This window comes from Allobosea sp. LjRoot237, assembly GCF_964253285.1.
Taxonomy (GTDB): domain Bacteria; phylum Pseudomonadota; class Alphaproteobacteria; order Rhizobiales; family Beijerinckiaceae; genus Allobosea.
In genome coordinates, this window is the sequence record NZ_CAXUQP020000001.1 from 3279400 (window position 1) to 3294342 (window position 14943).

General features: G+C 67.7%; 13 protein-coding genes. 11 read left to right on the forward strand and 2 right to left on the reverse strand.

Annotated elements, in window-relative coordinates; all coding sequences use genetic code 11:
• Positions 1 to 3: 3 nt before the first annotated feature.
• The 5 genes from ACSQ24_RS15935 to ACSQ24_RS15955 all read left to right on the forward strand — a co-directional run bounded on the left by ACSQ24_RS15935 (position 4) and on the right by ACSQ24_RS15955 (position 6328).
• Entirely contained in the window at positions 4 to 1611 is a 1608-nt protein-coding gene (locus tag ACSQ24_RS15935; protein WP_436095617.1) for an acyl-CoA carboxylase subunit beta, read from the forward strand.
• A complete protein-coding gene (locus ACSQ24_RS15940; protein ID WP_436095618.1) occupies positions 1611 to 2225 on the forward strand; it encodes a 2-hydroxychromene-2-carboxylate isomerase in 615 nt (204 codons plus the stop codon). The genes ACSQ24_RS15935 and ACSQ24_RS15940 overlap by 1 nt, the downstream gene beginning before the upstream one ends.
• A 259-nt stretch (positions 2226 to 2484) precedes the next feature.
• Entirely contained in the window at positions 2485 to 3168 is a 684-nt protein-coding gene (locus tag ACSQ24_RS15945) for a transglutaminase-like domain-containing protein (protein WP_436095619.1), read from the forward strand.
• 256 nt (positions 3169 to 3424) lie between these two features.
• On the forward strand, positions 3425 to 5143 hold the full coding sequence (locus ACSQ24_RS15950; RefSeq protein ID WP_436095620.1) for a Na/Pi cotransporter family protein: 1719 nt from the start codon (positions 3425 to 3427) through the stop codon (positions 5141 to 5143).
• A gap of 126 nt (positions 5144 to 5269) precedes the next feature.
• A complete protein-coding gene (locus tag ACSQ24_RS15955) occupies positions 5270 to 6328 on the forward strand; it encodes an NAD(P)H-dependent flavin oxidoreductase (RefSeq protein ID WP_436095621.1) in 1059 nt (352 codons plus the stop codon).
• Here ACSQ24_RS15955 and ACSQ24_RS15960 read toward each other — a convergent pair.
• The gene (locus ACSQ24_RS15960) at positions 6314 to 7003 is read right to left on the reverse strand and encodes a DUF2161 domain-containing phosphodiesterase (protein ID WP_436095622.1); all 690 of its coding nucleotides are present in this window, start codon (positions 7001 to 7003) and stop codon (positions 6314 to 6316) included. The genes ACSQ24_RS15955 and ACSQ24_RS15960 overlap by 15 nt on opposite strands.
• A gap of 335 nt (positions 7004 to 7338) precedes the next feature.
• Positions 7339 to 8268: a lipid kinase gene (locus tag ACSQ24_RS15965; protein ID WP_436095623.1), complete on the reverse strand. Its 930-nt coding sequence runs from the start codon at positions 8266 to 8268 to the stop codon at positions 7339 to 7341.
• A 170-nt stretch (positions 8269 to 8438) separates the two neighbouring features.
• On the opposite strand from ACSQ24_RS15965, the gene ACSQ24_RS15970 reads away from it, so the two are divergent.
• From ACSQ24_RS15970 to ACSQ24_RS15995, 6 genes are all read left to right on the forward strand, one after another.
• On the forward strand, positions 8439 to 9452 hold the full coding sequence (locus tag ACSQ24_RS15970; protein ID WP_436095624.1) for a substrate-binding domain-containing protein: 1014 nt from the start codon (positions 8439 to 8441) through the stop codon (positions 9450 to 9452).
• Between the two features lie 68 nt (positions 9453 to 9520).
• The gene (locus ACSQ24_RS15975) at positions 9521 to 10798 is read left to right on the forward strand and encodes an extracellular solute-binding protein (protein ID WP_436095625.1); all 1278 of its coding nucleotides are present in this window, start codon (positions 9521 to 9523) and stop codon (positions 10796 to 10798) included.
• An 82-nt stretch (positions 10799 to 10880) separates the two neighbouring features.
• Positions 10881 to 11735 (forward strand): carbohydrate ABC transporter permease, encoded by an 855-nt coding sequence (locus ACSQ24_RS15980; protein ID WP_436095626.1) that lies wholly within the window; start codon positions 10881 to 10883, stop codon positions 11733 to 11735.
• Positions 11732 to 12538, forward strand: a complete 807-nt coding sequence (locus tag ACSQ24_RS15985) for a carbohydrate ABC transporter permease (RefSeq protein WP_436095627.1) — start codon at positions 11732 to 11734, stop codon at positions 12536 to 12538. The genes ACSQ24_RS15980 and ACSQ24_RS15985 overlap by 4 nt, the downstream gene beginning before the upstream one ends.
• Before the next feature lie 10 nt (positions 12539 to 12548).
• Positions 12549 to 13598: an ABC transporter ATP-binding protein gene (locus tag ACSQ24_RS15990; RefSeq protein ID WP_436095628.1), complete on the forward strand. Its 1050-nt coding sequence runs from the start codon at positions 12549 to 12551 to the stop codon at positions 13596 to 13598.
• A 15-nt stretch (positions 13599 to 13613) separates the two neighbouring features.
• Positions 13614 to 14897, forward strand: a complete 1284-nt coding sequence (locus ACSQ24_RS15995; RefSeq protein WP_436095629.1) for an MGH1-like glycoside hydrolase domain-containing protein — start codon at positions 13614 to 13616, stop codon at positions 14895 to 14897.
• Positions 14898 to 14943 lie beyond the last annotated feature (46 nt).

The window sequence follows — 14943 nt, forward strand, 5'->3', positions numbered from 1 at the left end:
CCGATGTCCAGACTGCAATCGTCGATCAACACGGCTTCCGCCGATTTCCGCCGCAACGAGGCACATAACCGCCGCCTCGTCGCCGAATTCCGGGCGAAGCAGGAGGCCGCGCGCCATAGCCGGCCGCAGCGTGACCTCGACCGGCTCGCCCGCCAGCAGAAGATGCCGCAGCGCAAGCGCATCGAATTGCTGCTCGATCCCGGCACGCCCTTTCTCGAGCTGTCTTCGCTCGCCGGCAACATGGCCTATGGCGGGGAATCGCCCTCGGCCAGCTCGATCGTCGGCATCGGCATGGTCTCCGGCCGCGAGGTCATGATCCGCGCCGACGATCCGACGGTGAAAGGCGGCGCCTGGTATCCGCTGACGGTCAAGAAGATCGTCCGCGCCCTCGATATCGCCATGGAGAACCGGCTGCCGGTCGTGCATCTCTGCGATTCAGCCGGCGGCTTCCTGCAGCTCCAGTCGGAGCTGTTTCCGGATCGCTATATGGGCGGGCGGATCTTCCGCAACCAGTCGATGCTGTCGAAGATGGGCGTGAAGCAGCTCGCTCTGGTCTTCGGCCATTGCACGGCCGGCGGCGCCTATATCCCGGGGCTCTCCGACTACAGCGTCATCGTGCGCGGCACCGGCGCGGTCTTCTTGGGCGGCCCGCCTCTGGTGAAGGCGGCGACCGGCGAGGACGTCACGGTCGAGGAACTCGGCGGCGCCGAGATGCACACCAGTGTCTCGGGCACCTGCGACTACCCGGCCGACAGCGAGGAGCACGCCATCGAGATCGGCCGCGATATCGTCTCGCAATGGGACCGGCTGCCGCGCTGGGAGGCGCAGCGGGAAGCGCCGGAGGAGCCCTTCTACGATCCCGCCGAGATCTACGGGATCGTCCCGGACGACATCAAGAAAGCCTTCGACATGCGCGAGATCATCGCCCGCATCGTCGATGGCAGCCGTTTCCATGAATACAAGCCGGCCTATGGCACGACTTTGGTCTGCGGCTTCGCCAACATCTGGGGCTTCAAGGTCGGAATCCTCGCCAACAACGGCGTGCTCTTCAACGATTCCTCGATCAAGGGCGCGCACTTCATCGAGCTCTGCAACCAGAACAACACGCCGCTGGTCTTCCTGCAGAACATCACCGGCTACATGGTCGGGCGCGAATACGAGCGCCGCGGCATCACCAAGGACGGCGCCAAGATGATCATGGCGCAGAGCTGCTCACGGGTGCCGAAGTTCACGGTGATGTGCAACGGCTCCTTCGGCGCCGGCAATTACGGCATGTGCGGGCGCGCCTTCGACGGGCGCTTCCTGTTCTCCTGGCCGAACCACCAGATCGGCGTGATGGGCGGCGACCAGGCGGCGAACACGCTGGCCGAGGTCAAGGCCAACCAGATGAAGCGCAATGGCGGCGCGGTCGACAAAGGCGAGATCGACAAGCTCTGGGACGAGACGCGCAAGGCCTATCAGGAGCAGCTCTCGGCCTATTACTCGACCTCGGAACTCTGGGACGACGGCATCATCGACCCGCTCGACACCCGCAACGCTTTGGGCGTGGCGATCTCGGCCTCGCTCAACGCCCCCCTCGGTCCGCCCAGCTACGGCGTCTTCAGGTTCTGATGGCGATGCCGGGAGCGATCCGCCTCTATCTCGATTTCGCTTCGCCCTATTCCTATTTCGCGCTCGGCCCGCTGACGCGACTGGCTGAAGAGCACGGCCGGACGCTGGAGCTCAGGCCGATCCTGCTCTGGGCCGTGTTCAAGCAGCAGGGCGTCACCAACCCGCTGGAGACGCCGGCCCGGCGGCGCTATTTCCTCGAGGACGTGAGCCGCTCGGCCGCGTTCTTCGGCCTACCGTTCCGTATCCCCGAGCCGCTGCAGATCTCGGCCCATCTCGCCGGGCGGCTCTACCATGCCTGGACCGCGCCACGGCCACAGGACGGGCTGCGGCTGGCGAGCGATATCTTCGAGGCCTTCTTCGCCAGGGCTGAGAATATCGCCGACCTGGCCGTGCTCACCGCCCTGCCCTGCCTCTCAGGCGAGACTCCCGAGACGATCCGCGCCATGATCGACGGGGCCGAGGGCCGCCAGCGCCTCAGCGAGGCAGTGGATGAGGCCAACGCAGCCGGCGTGACCGGCGTGCCGTTCGTGACGCTGGACGGCGAGAGCTTCTTCGGTGCCGACCGCTTGCCGCAAATCGCCTGGCGACTGCGGCATCCATCGAGTGAGGCGTAGACACATGTTGGTCCGGGCCATTCCAAGCGAGCGGATGCAGGCTCGGGTGCCTCCCTTCCCCCTTGTGGGGAAGGGTATGGGGATGGGGGTGGTGCCGCTTGGTGACCGCCAGCAGAAAGCGGAGTTGGCAGCAGCAACAGCGCTGCCTGGTTCGACCGATCGCTCCGGCTTTGCAACCCCCACCCCTGCCCCTCCCCACAAGGGGGAGGTGTTCTCCTGTGCTTGCCATTGATGCAATCTGGATAAAGGGGTGTGTGCGATGAGCGACGACAGGCTCGCCGGGGCACTCAAGGCCACGCCTTTCATCGACGCCAATGCGCCGGCGGTCCGCGCCTTTGTCGACCGGCATGCCGGCAGCGGCCCGGACCGCTTCCGCGCGGTGCGGCTCTATTATGCCGTCCGCGACGCCATCCCCTACGACCTGCGCTATTTCGGCATCGAGCGCGACCTCTTCATTGCCTCGCGCTGCCTGGAGGCGAAGGGCTCGTTCTGCGTGCCCAAGGCGGTGACGCTTGCCGCGGTTTGTCGTGCCGCCGGCATCCCGGCCAGAGTGGGTTTTGCGGACGTGCGCAACCACCTGGCTTCGCCGCGCATCCTCGAACTGATGGGCAGCGACGTCTTCCGCTGGCACGCCTATACGCTGCTCTATCTGGAAGGCCGCTGGGTCAAGGCGACGCCGGCCTTCGATCTTGCCTTCTGCGCCCGCTTCGGCGTCGAGCCGCTCGATTTCGACGGCAGCACGGATTCGATCTTCCAGCCCTTCGACACGGAAGGGCGCAAGCACATGGACTATGTGCTCGACCGCGGCGACCATGACGACATGCCGTTCGAGGCCTTCCGCGATGCGATGCAGGAAGCCTATCCTCGCCTGATCACGGCGATGGCGGCCGAGCGCGCGGCCCTTGCGAGCAAATCCCGGGCGAAGCCTGCCTCAGAAGCCTGACCTAATTCCTCCACACTGGCCGAATACAAGGATCGCTTCGCCAGCGATCGCTGACGGCAATCCCGGCCTTGCGTTTCATCGCAGGCTGGCGCGCTTGCACTCGTCCGCCGAGCACTTCCCGCCCTACCCCGACCAGAATGCATGCGAGAGAAGTAGATCATTTTCGCCGCAGATTTTATAAGACGGCTAACGAATTTGACGGCATAATCTGTCGTTTGATCTTTCCGATTCCCGCCGAAGGAGCGCCCTCCCCACGATGAACGCCGCCGAGAGCACCACCGCCATCCTGATCCATCTTGCCGGCGCGGTAGCGCTGCTGATCTGGGCGGTCCGGCTGGTGCGAACGGGCGCGACCCGGGCGTTCGGATCGTCGCTGCGGCAGGCGATCGCGCGCTTCACCGGCAATCGCGTCTCGGCGATGGCGAGCGGGGCGGTGGTCACGCTGATCCTGCAGAGCTCGACGGCGACGACGCTGCTGCTCTCCTCATTTGCCGGCCAGGCCCTGATCGGCCTGCCGATGGCCTTCGCCGTGCTGCTCGGCGCCAATGTCGGCACGGCGATGGCGGCATTCGTCATCTCGTTCGACCTGGGCTGGATCTGGGGCGCCTGCCTCGCCATCGGCGTGACGCTCTACCTCGCCAACGAGGCGATGAACCGCGCCCGCAACATCGGCCGCCTGATCGTCGGCATCGGGCTGATCCTGCTCTCGCTCGCCGAGCTCAAGACCGCCTCGGCGCCACTGGCGCAGTCGCCGGTCTTCCGCACGGTGTTCGAGGCGCTGGCGAGCGAGCCCCTGCTCGCCATCGCGCTCACCGTCGCCGCGACCTGGCTGACCCATTCGAGCCTTGCCATCGTCCTGCTGATTGCCTCGTTCTGGGCCGGCGGATTGTTCCCGGCCCCGACGGCGCTGATCCTGATCGTCGGCGCCAATCTCGGCAATGCGCTGGTGCCGGTGATCGACCAGCTCGGCGCGCCGGTCGTGCAGCGCCGTGTCGCGCTCGCCAACCTGCTGACGCGCATCATCATCGCGCTCGTCGTGATCCCATTCGCCAAGCCGCTGGCGGGATGGTTCTCGCAGCTGTCGCAGAATCCCGCACGTCTCGCGGTCGAGATCCATCTGGCGCTCAACATCATCGGCGCCCTCGCCTTCCTGCCCTTCACCGGTCCGATCGCCGCGCTGGTCACGCGCCTGACCCCGGCCGCGCCCGAAGCGGAAAAGCGCACGCAGCCGCTCTATCTCGACCCCAGCCTGCTCGACAGCCCGCCGGAAGCCCTCGCCAGCGCGATGCGCGAGACGCTGCATCTCGGCGACCGCGTCAGCGCCATGCTGAAGGACCTGCTGATCCTGCTGGAGCAGGACAAGCTCGCACTCTCGCGCGAGATCGCCGCGGCCGATGACGGCGTCGACACCATCCACGAGGCGATCAAGCTCTATCTCGTCCAGCTCTCGCGTCGCCCGCTCTGCGAGGAGGATAGCCGGCGCCTGTTCGAGATCATCACGGCGACCACCAATCTCGAGCATATCGGCGACATCATCGACAAGAATCTGCGGGAACTGGCGGAGAAGAAGATTCGCAAGCGCTACCGCTTCTCCGAGGAAGGCCTCGCGGAGATTCGCGACTTCCACGCCCGCGTCAGCCACAGCCTGCAGCTTTCGCTCAACGTGCTCGCCTCGCGCGACATCACCCTCGCCCGCCAGCTCTTCGACGAGAAGAGCGCGATGCGCGTCGCCGAGCGCATGGCGACCGAGAAGCATTACGAGCGCCTGCGCAGCGGGGTCGCTCAGTCGCTCGAGACCTCGTCGATCCATCTCGACGTGCTGCGCGACCTGAAGCGCATCCACGGCCATATCACCTCGATCGCCTATCCGATCCTGGAAGCCGCCGACGAGCTCAGGGACACCAGGCTGCGCAAGGCCGAGGAACAGCCTGCCGACGAGCGCTACGGCCTCGCTTTGCCGCATAAGCCGGCCTGACCAGGGACAGGCTAGCACTCGGCGCTGGATGGTTTTTGCACTCCGGATGGGCTGACCTTCGCCTTGCAATCAGCGGGCTGGGCCGGAGAGTAGCCGTCGAACCGGCCCGGCCCGTGAGGAACGACCATGACCAGCACCGCACAAGCGCGACTGCTCGACCTGTTCGGCATCGAATTGCCGATCATCCAGGGGCCCATGGCCCTCGCCTCGACGCCGGAGATGGCCATTGCGGTCAGCGAAGCCGGCGGCCTCGGCTCGCTGGCCGGCGCGCAATACAATGAGGCGGGCTTGCGGACGGCACTGGACACCGTGCGGGCCGGCACGCGCCGGCCGATCAACCTCAACTTCTTCTGCCATACGCCCCCGGCCGACGATCCGGCGCGCCAGGCGGCCTGGCTGAAGCGCCTCTCCGGCTACTATGCCGAGGCCGGACTCGATCCGGACATGCCGAAGACGCCGAGCGGGCGCACGCCCTTCGACGCTGCCCTTGCCGGCGTCGTCGAGGAGTATCGTCCCGAGGTCGTCAGCTTCCATTTCGGCCTGCCCGCGCCTGAGCTGTTCGGGCGGGTCAAGCGCACCGGTGCCAGGGTGATCGCTTCGGCGACCACGGTGGCCGAGGCGCGCTGGCTCGCCGAGCACGGCGTCGATGCGGTCATCGCCATGGGGGCAGAGGCCGGTGGCCATCGCGGCATCTTCCTGAACGACAGGATCTCGGAGCAGGTCGGCACCTTGGCGCTGGTGCCGCAGGTCGTCGACGCCGTCTCCGTCCCGGTGATCGCCGCCGGCGGGATCACCGACCGGCGCGGCGTCGAAGCCGCCTTCGCGCTCGGGGCCGCCGCCGTCCAGGTCGGCACCGCCTATCTGTTCACGCCCGAGGCCAGCATCTCGCCGATCTATCGCAAGGCGCTCGGCATGGGCGAGCGGCCGACCGCGATCACCAACCTGTTCACCGGCCGGCCGGCGCGCGGCATTGTCAACCGCGCCATGGCGGAGCTTGGGCCGCTCTCCGAGCTCGCCCCGGCATTCCCGACTGCCGGCACGGCGCTGGGGCCGCTGCGCAGCGCCGCCGAGGCGGCAGGCCGCGATGACTTCACCCTGCTCTGGGCTGGTCAGGCCTACCCGCTCGCCAAGCCGATGTCGTCGGCGGAACTGACGCGGATGCTGGCTGGGCTAGGCGGCCGATAGCTCATGCTCGGGTTCGGCCGCTGGAAAGGCCGTTCCCCACCGCTCCAGAGCGCTGCGGCCGGCATCGGTCAGACCGTAGACACCGCGCTCGGCCCGCTCGAACCAGCCATAGACGTTGCCGTGCAGGATTTTCTGCGCGTCGGGGCATGACGGCCTGAGGTCGCGCGGACGCCTTGGCTCGGCGCTCATCGCCGCGGCGCAGGCGAGCGCCTGCTGGCGATAGGCGGTCATGATCGGCTGGCGCGTGCTGCCGCCGGCGGCCGGATCGCCCTTGCGGCGCCGATGCTCGTCGACCAGTCGCGAGCGGGCCCGCGGGTTCTTGCGCGGCGTCGGCGCGGTCGGCGAGACCAGAACCTCGACACGGCCGGTGCTGGAGACGCCGAGCAGGCCGAAGCCGAGGCGCCGGCAGAGATCGCGATAGCGCGGATCGCTCTCCCGCCCCTTGCCCCTCACCGAGAGCTGCGCCGCCAGCCAGATCTCGTCGCCGAGACGCAGCCTGTCGACGCCCTGCAGGATGAGCTCCAGGTTGAAGGCGAGCTTGAGCTCGCCGATCACCACCACGGTGGCGTCGCCCTCCCGGAGGCCGACGAGATCGCAGCGGCCGATCTCGCCCTTCACGACATAGCCGAGCTCCTCGAGGAAGCGTTTCACCGGCGGATAGAGCAAGGTTTCCAAGCGGCATCTCCTGGCAGCTGCGCAGGAGCGTAACGCCGAGAGGTTTCCGAGAGCCGAACGCCGCGGCTGTACCGGCCTGTCGACCGAGCGCCTGCCCGTTTCTTTGCTCTGCTAGGATTCCTCTGCGAAAGGCACCATGGGCGGGGAACCCCTCCCCCTTGTGGGGAGGGGCAGGGGTGGGGGGCGCAAAGTCGAGGCTGTGCCTTGGCCAATCGGTCCGATCCGATTCTACAAGTCACCTTGCACCCAGTCGTTCGCCCCCCATCCCCATACCCTTCCCCACAAGGGGGAAGGGAGGAGCTCAGGCGACCACAGCCTTTCGCAGAGGACACCCCTCAGCGGTGATAGAGATGGGGCCGCGCCGCCGTATCGCCCGCGCCGACGCTCGGCGTGAAGATCGAGATCGCCTTGGGGTGGACCTTGAAATGCGCCGGGGTGGCGGTGACGATCTCGCCATCGGTGTTCACCGGCATCGGCCGCTTGGTCTCGATGTCGAACTCGACGCAGCGTGCCGTGCGCACCTCGCGCCATGCACCGTGCGTGCCCGATCTGAACGAGCGCAGCATCAGCGCCAGCTTCCAGAGATTGGTCATCTCGAGACTGTAGAGATCGAGATGGCCGTCATCGATCTCGGCGCTCTCCTCGACGACGTTGCCGCCGCCATAGTGCCGGCCGTTGCCGATCGCGACCTGATAGGTCTCGACCTCGGTCGTCTGGCCCTTCTCGGTGATCCTCGCCTTGAAGTGCGCCGCCCGGGTCATGACCTTCATCGCGGCAAGCGCATAGCCGAGCCGGCCGAAGCGCTTCTTCAGCACCGGATCGAGGCTCTGCGCCAGGTCGCTGCTCAGCCCGATGCTGGCGACATTGAAGAAGGCGTGGCCGTTGACTGTGCCGACATCGACCGGCCGCGTCTCGCCACGGGCGATCACCTCGGCAGCGGCGACGAGGTCGGACGGGATGCCGAGCGTCAGCGCGAGATCGTTGGCGGTGCCCATCGGGATGATGCCCATCGGCAGGCCGCTCTCCATCGCCGCGAGTGCCGCCGACGAGACCGAGCCGTCGCCGCCGCAGACGATGACGAGGTCGGCGCGATCGCGCAGACGCACGATGTCGCGGGCGATCTCCGGCAGCGCCTCGAAGGTCTCGATGGTGACGTCGAGACCGCCGGCCTCGAGCCGCTGCAGGAGCGGCTCGATCGACTCAGCGCCGCGCCGCGCCTTGGGATTGCGCAGCAGCAGAGCGCGCTTGCGGGTGGGTTGGTTCATCAGGTCCTGCAGCAAAGCGTCATCGGGCAAGGCAGGTGGGGACGGAACGGGCCGGTTTCAATTGGACGGGTGGCGGTGCTGTCCTTGGAGAGCTCGATGCAAGGGCCCCGGCGGCTGCTTGACTCCCGCTGGCGGCTTTATAAGCTTCCAAAACGTTTTGGAGACCAGTTTTGAGCTCCCTCAAGGCACTCGCGCAACGTCTGGGCCTCTCGATCACGACCGTGTCGCGAGCCCTCGACGACTATCCGGACGTCGCTCCGGCGACGCGCGAGCGTGTCCGGCATGCGGCGCGCGAGGCGAACTACCGCCCTCACAACGCCGCTCGCCGGCTGCGCAAGGGAACCGGCGAGACGGTCGCCTTCGTGATGCCCGCGCAGCCCGGGCATTTCCACGAACCTGTCTTCGCCGAACTGCTCGCCGCGATCGGGGAGCGCCTCGCCGCCGAGCATCATGATCTCATCCTGCTGGCAGCCCGTCCCGGCATCGAGGAGATGGCGACCTATCGACGCCTGGTCGAAAGCGGCCGGGCCGACGCCTTCATCCTCGCCCGGACGCGCCGGCGCGACGAGCGCGTCGCCTATCTCGAGGCGAAGGGCGTGCCCTTCATCTGCCATGGCCGGACCGAGGCGAAACAGCCTTACGCCTTCGTCGACGGCGATGGCGAGGGAGGCTTTCGGGACCTGACGAAGCGCTTGATCGGGCTGGGCCATCGCCGGATCGCGCATCTGTCGGCGCCATCCTATCTCACCTTCGCGACGCTGCGCGCAGCCGGCTGGCGGCGGGCGATGACCGAAGCCGGCTTTGAGGAGGACACGCAGCAGCTCTTTGCCGAAGGCGAACCGGCCGAGGAGGATGGCCATCGTCTCGCCGCCGCGCTGCTGGCCGGACCGCAGCCGCCGACCGCGCTGGTCTGCGCCACGGACCGGATGGCGCTCGGAGCGATGCAGGCCGTGGTCGAGGCCGGCCTCGCCATCGGCCCCGACATCGCGGTCACCGGCCATGACAACATTCCAGCGGCCTCTTATGCCCGGCCGGGCCTCACCACCATGGAACTGCCGCCGGCCGAGGTCGGCACACGTCTCGCCGCGATGATCCTCGCCCGCATGGGCGGGCGCGATCCGCGCGAGCTCTCCGCTGTCCTGGATCTGCGCCAGATCCCGAGGGGTTCGAGCGCAGAGGCCTGAGAATCCGAGCCTGAACTGAAGCGGCCGGCACGGGCCGCACTGAAAAGCAAACGCAGAGGGAGGAGATGATGAAAAGTATTCTGGCAAGCGCAGGCGTTGCCGCGACCCTGCTCACGACGAGCCTCGCCGCGGCGCAGGACGTCAATTTCCTGTCGACGCAGCTGAGACCGGTGGAGGAAGCGCAGAAGGTCCGCCAGGTCCTGCTGAAGGGCGTGCCCGGCAAGGTTTCCTACCTGGTCGAGGAGCCGCCGCAATTCGACGTACGCATGAAGGCCGAGGGCAAGGCCGGCAAGCGCACGATCAGCCTCGCCGGCGCCCTCCATGGCGAGCTCCAGCCGCTCGTGACATCGGGCGATCTCGACACAGTCGACGACCTCGTCGCCAAGCTGGCCGATCGCGGCATCCCGCAGGGCCTGCTGGAACTCGGCAAGCTCGGCACCGGCAAGCAGGTCTATATCCCCTGGATGCAGGCGACCTACATCATGGTCGCACGCAAGGAGGCGCTCGCCTCGCTGCCGGCCGGCGCCGACGTCAATGCGCTGACCTATGATCAGCTCGAAGCCTGGGGCAAGGCGCTGACCGAGAAGACCGGCAAGCGCCTGATCGGTTTCCCCGCCGGGCCGAAGGGGCTGATGCCGCGCTTCTACCAAGGCTATCTCTATCCCTCCTTCACCGGTGGCGTGGTGACGCCGTTCCGCTCGGCCGACGCCGAGGCGATGTGGGGCAAGTTCAAAAGCCTCTGGCAATACGTCAACCCGAACTCGACCAGCTATGACTTCATGCAGGAGCCGCTGATGGCCGGCGAGGTCTGGGTCGCGTTCGACCATGTCGCGCGCCTGAAGGACGCGCTGGTGCAGGAGCCCGACAAATACGTGAGCTTCCCGGCCCCGGCCGGCCCGAAGGGGCGCGGCTACATGCCGGTCGTCGCCGGCCTCGCCATCCCGAAGGGTGCGCCCGACCGGGCGGGGGCCGTGGCGGTGATCGAGCACCTGACCAAGCCCGAGGTCCAGGTGAAGACAGCGGCCGAGGTCGGCTTCTTCCCGGTGGGGAAGGCTGAATTGCCGGCCGATCTCTCGCCGGGCATCAAGCTGATCGCGGAGGGCGTCGCCAAGACGCAAGGCGCCAGGGACGCGCTGCCGGCGCTGCTGCCGATCGGGCTCGGCGACAAGGGCGGCGAGTTCAACAAGGTCTTCTCCGACAGCTTCCAGCGCATCGTGCTGCGCGGCGAGAACCCGCGCGCGGTGCTCGATGCGCAGGCCGTAGTGCTCAAGGGCCTGATGGACGCGACCAAGGCGCCATGCTGGGCGCCCGACAAGGCGAGCGAAGCCGCCTGCCCGGTCGACTGATCGACCTGAGCCACTCCTCCCACTGGGCGGCCAACTGGCCGCCCACCTTTTCCGCTCTGTCCGCCAAGCCGCCGGGACCGCCATGAAGCGAACCCAATCGCGAGCCCTCCCCTATCTGCTGCTGGCGCCGTCGCTGGTCTTCCTGACGGCGATCTTCCTGCTGCCGCTGGTGCAGACGGTCGCGCTGTCCTTCAGCGAAAGCGGGGTCGCCTCGCTCGGCAATTACCGGCGCATGGTGTCCGACCTGAATTTCGGCCTGGCGCTGCGCAACACCTTCCTGCTCGTCCTCGTCGTGGTGCCGATCCAACTCGCGCTCGCCCTCGGGATGAGCATGATGATCGAGAAGATCGGCCGCGGGCGCGATCTCGTGCTCTGGATCTGGACGATCCCGCTCGGCGTCTCCGATCTCGCCGCCGGCCTGGTCTGGCTCGCGATCCTGCAGGATCGCGGCTATCTCAACAGCGCGCTCCACGGGCTCTGGCTGATCGACGGGCCGACCGCCTGGCTGACCTACGAGACGCCCGGCACGCTCTTCCTCGGGGTCGTCCTCGCCGAGATCTGGCGCGCCACCGCGATCGTGCTGGTGATCCTCGTCGCCGGCCTCCAGCTCATCCCGAAGGAATATCGCGAGGCGGCCGAGGTCTTCGGCGCGAGGCCCTGGACGATCTTCCGGCGCATCACCCTGCCGCTGCTCAAGCCCAGCATCCAGACTGCGCTGATCCTGCGCACCGTACTCGCCTTCGAAGTGTTCGCGGTGGTCTACGCCATCGGCGGCACGAATTTCCCGGTGCTCGTCGGCGAAGCCTACACCTGGCAGAACGCCAACCAGAACACCGGCGTCGCGGCCGCCTATGCGATGCTGATCGTGGTGATCTCGCTCGCCGCAACCGCGATCTATCTGCGGGTGCTGCGCGTGCCGGCGGAGCAGCAGCCATGAGCGGGCTGAAGCGCACCGTCTTCTGGACCGGCGTCGTCGCGCTCTGCGCCTGGGTGCTGGTGCCGATCTGGCTGATCGGCCTCGGAGCGTTCGGCGGCCGCACCGGCGTCTTCCGCTGGCCGAAATCACTGTGGCCGGGCGACGCCTCCCTCGCCGCGCTGCAGACCTTCCTCGCTGTCGAGGGCGTCTGGCCGGCGATGGTGAACAGTATCATCGCGGCGCTGACCTGCATGGCTCTCTCGATCGGGCTCGGTGCACCGGCCGGCTATGCCCTGGCGCGCTTCTCCTTCCGCGGCCAGAACACCTATCGGCTGCTGATCCTGCTGACCCGCGCCTTTCCGCTCGCTATCCTGGCGCTGCCGCTGACGGTCGCCTTCATCCGGGTCGGGCTCTACGACACGGCCTTCGGTGTCGGCCTCGTGCATACGGCGCTCGCACTGCCCTTCGCCGCGCTGGTCTCGGCCAGCCTGTTCCAGGCGATCCCGCGCGAACTGGAAGAGGCGGCCTGGGTCTTCGGCTGCAGCCGCTGGCAGGCCTTCCGCAAGGTGGTGCTGCCGCTGGCGCTGCCCGGCATCGCGGCGGCGGCGATCTTCGCCTTCGTCATCTCCTGGAACGAGGTCTTCGCAGCCTCGGTCCTCTCGGTGAAGAACCGCACGCTCACTGCCTATCTCCTCACCGTGCTGGCGGAGTCGCCGCTGCATTTCCGCTTTGCCGGCGGCTTCCTGCTGATCCTGCCCTCGCTCGCCTTCATCTTCGCGGTCCGGAAATACCTGTTCGCGATGTGGGGCATCGCCAACCGCTGACGGGAACGACATGGCCGAGATCATCATCGACGGCATCGCCAAAACCTTCGGCGCGACGCGGGCGCTGGAGCAGATCGATCTTTCCGTCGCCGACGGCGAGTTCGTGGCGCTGCTCGGCCCGTCCGGCTGCGGCAAGACCACGCTGCTGCGGATCATCGCCGGGCTGGAGAGCGCGACGAGCGGGCGCATCGTCATCAGCGGGCGCGACCTGACCGATGTGCCGACGCGTCGGCGCGGCCTCGCCATGGTGTTCCAGAACTACGCCGTCTTCCCGCATATGACCGTCTACGAGAACGTCGCCTTCGGCCTGCGCATGCAAGGCGCCGACGAGGCACGCATCAAGGCACGCGTCGGCAAGGCGACGGAACTCCTTCACATCACGCCTTATCTCGATCGCTATCCGGCCAAGCTCTCCGGCGGGCAGCGCCAGCGCGTCGCGGTCGCCCGCGCGCTCGCGGTCGAGCCGCCGGTTCTGCTCATGGACGAGCCGCTCTCCAATCTCGACGCGCTGCTGCGGCTCGAAATGCGCGCGGAGCTCAAGGCGGTACTGCGCGAGGCCAAGACCACGACGATCTACGTCACCCACGACCAGACCGAGGCGATGGGGCTGGCCGACCGGATCGCCGTGATGCATGGCGGGCGCATCGAGCAGATCGACCGGCCGACCGCGGTCTATGAGCGCCCGGCCACCACCTTCGTCGGCGGCTTCGTCGGCAGCCCGCCGATGAACTTCCTGCCGGTCACCGTCGTGAATTCAAAGCTGGAGCTGCCCGGCGCGAGCTTGCCGGCGCCACAAGCCTCCGGCGCGTTGCTGATGGGCATCAGGGCCGAGGACCTGACGCCGGTCGCCGACGGCGAGGGCTTGCCCTTCGACATCGCGGTGGTCGAGCCTCTCGGCGCGCACGACCTGGTCACCGGCCGCAGCGGGCAGACGCTGCTGCGCGTGGCGGCTCCGGCCGGCAGCGGACACAAGCCCGGCACGAGGATCGGCCTCAAGCCCGACCCGAAACGACTGGTCTGGATGGATCCGGCATCGGGCCGGGCGATCCAGGCGCAATGACGGACCTTTGAGACGATGACGATCGATATCGAGGCGGCCCGCGCGATCCTGCGTGCCAATGACCGAGGCGGCTACACGGTTCCGACCGACCGGCTCTATCCGTTCCAGTGGAACTGGGATTCGGCCTTCGTCGCGATGGGCTGGGCGACCTTCGACGAGGAGCGGGCCTGGCGCGAGCTGGAGCGGCTGGTCGAGGGCCAATGGGATGACGGCATGGTGCCGCATATCGTCTTCCATGCACCGAGCGACGACTACTTTCCGGGACCGGATGTCTGGCGAACGCGCCACTCCGTCCCGACCTCGGGCATCACCCAGCCGCCGGTCTTCGCCACGGCCCTGCGTCACGTCTTCGAGAGCGCCCGGGGCCCGGATGCGCAGGCGCGCGCAGCCAGGCTCTACAGATGCGCACTCGCCTCGCATGACTGGTGGGACAGGGCCCGCGATCCCGAGGGAACCGGGCTCGTGGCCATCCTGCACCCCTGGGAATCGGGCATGGACAACAGCCCGGCCTGGGACGAGGCGATGGCGCGGCTGACGCTTCAGCCGATGACGCCGATCCGGCGCCGCGACATCTCCCATATCGGCGCCGAGATGCGCCCGCGCGACGAGGATTACCACCGCTTCATCGCGCTGGTCGACCTTTATGCCGGGCTCGGCTGGGAACCTGCGGCGATGTGGGCGGCTTCGCCCTTCAAGCTCGTCGACGTCGCGACCAATGCCATCCTGCACAAGGCGGAAGAGGATCTGCTGGTGCTGGCCGGGCAGTTCGGCAGCGACGCGGAACGCAGCCGGATCGCGGAGCGGATGGCCCGCCGGGCCGCGGCCTTCGCCGGGCTCTGGAACCAGGACCGGCGGATCTACCAGGCGCTTGACCTCGGCACGGGCACGAAGGTCGATGCGTCGACCTCGGCCGGCCTGCTACCGCTCTTCGCGGGCATCCCTGACGCCCATCAGGCCGCCGAGCTCGCCGCCGAGCTCGAGAACTGGCTCGCCAGGGCGCCCTATCCGGTGCCGAGCACCTCGCCGCTCGATCCCCGTTTCGAGCCGAAGCGATACTGGCGCGGGCCGGTCTGGGCAGTCGTCAATTTCATGATCGCCGAGGGGTTCGCGCGCTATGAACACATGGCGCTCGCCACCCGGATCCGGACCGCGACGCTGGCACTGATGAGAAACGGCGGCATCGCCGAATATTTCGACCCGACCTCCGGAGAGGGGCTGGGCGGAGGCCAGTTCTCCTGGACAGCGGCGATCGGCCTTCTGATGACCGATCAATCGGCACGAGCCCAGCACGGTTTGTAGCTCAGGTCGAATGGCGGAGACGGGAACTGCGCGCCTCAACCGAAAA